At 71.8% G+C, this 1,232-nt stretch carries 1 protein-coding gene; it reads right to left on the reverse strand.

Annotated elements, in window-relative coordinates; translation table 11 throughout:
- Positions 1-315: 315 nt before the first annotated feature.
- On the reverse strand, positions 316-1,232 hold a 917-nt coding region (locus ACT84W_RS11105; RefSeq protein ID WP_444329272.1), incomplete at its 5' end, for an IS110 family transposase.

Here is a 1,232-nt window from a genome sequence, read left to right on the forward strand (position 1 = left end):
AAAATGCGCGATCTCGGCGCTCCTCCTCTTGCCCGGCGCGTCCCCTTCTCACCTGTTTAGGAGCCGACGCTCCGCCGCTGACCGGCAGGATGACGGGAAGGGACGGTCCCTTCCCGTCGTTTCCCTGCGCGGTACAAGAAAACGACGAAAGGGGACCGTCCCTTCCCGTCGTTTCGCGCAAGGGCGAGCGGGCTGCCGAGGGGGGTGTTCCTATAGTTCAGTCAAGTGATTTTTCGCGGCGGGCAGGCGCCTGTGGCGCACGCTAACGCCGGGCCCTTGGCGGCGCCCCTTCCCCGACTATCCAGCCGCGGCCGGCTAGGCCGCGTACGGGACCTTGTCCCGCATGATCGCGTAGATCACCTTCATCCTCTTGCGGGCGGTGGCCTTGAGCGCCTCTCCGTGGCACATCCCCCTGCCCCTGCACGAGCGGTAGTACTCGCCGAAGCGGCCGCCGGAGCGCGCGAGCGAGTTGCAGGAGAAGATCAGCAGGTTCTTCAGCCTCCTGTTGCCCTGCCTGGACGCCGTCACCGAGGATACCGACGTGCCCGACCTCCTGTTGCGCGGCGCCACGCCGCAGTAGGAGGCGAGGCGGCCGTGGTCGGGGAAGTCCTCGATGCGAATCGCTATGACGAGCTCCGAGGCCGTCCTCGGCCCTATGCCCGGCACGGTCAGCAGGCACCCGTAGGTGCCGTCCTCCCGCAGCAGCGCCGCGATCTCGCCGTCGAGGCGGCGCGCCTCCGCGCTCGCCTCGCGGATCCTCCTCGCGAGCACCTCGACCTGCGGGTTCTCGGCCGCGACCATGTACTCGGACGGCCTGGTGGAGGACTCGGCGGCGGCCCAGGCGGCGTCGAAGGCGGCGCGGTCGCCGCCGCGGGTGGCGGCGCCGAGCGCCCTCTTGCCGGCGTCGAGGATCCCCCAGGGGCCGCCGAGGGCCTCCAGGGCCGCCAGCCAGCGGTCGTCGGAGAGGTCGGCGAGCGCCTCGAAGGCCGGGCAGGACTCCAGCAGCACGCTGCGCAGGCGGTTCTTGTCGCGGGCGGCGCAGGTGACCATGTGGTCCCTCTGGGAGGCGAGCGACCTCGCCGCCTCCAGCCTCCCGTCGGGCTCCGGGGCCGGCAACAGGGCGTCGGGGATGCCGAGCGCGGTCTTGGCGATGACCGCCGCGTCGCGCTCGTCGGTCTTGGCCTCGCCCGCGAAGAGCCTGGCGGCGCCGTGGGCGGCGGAGCCGGGCAGGT

The sequence above is a fragment of the Paratractidigestivibacter sp. genome (assembly GCF_052362415.1).
Taxonomy (GTDB): Bacteria; Actinomycetota; Coriobacteriia; order Coriobacteriales; family Atopobiaceae; genus Paratractidigestivibacter.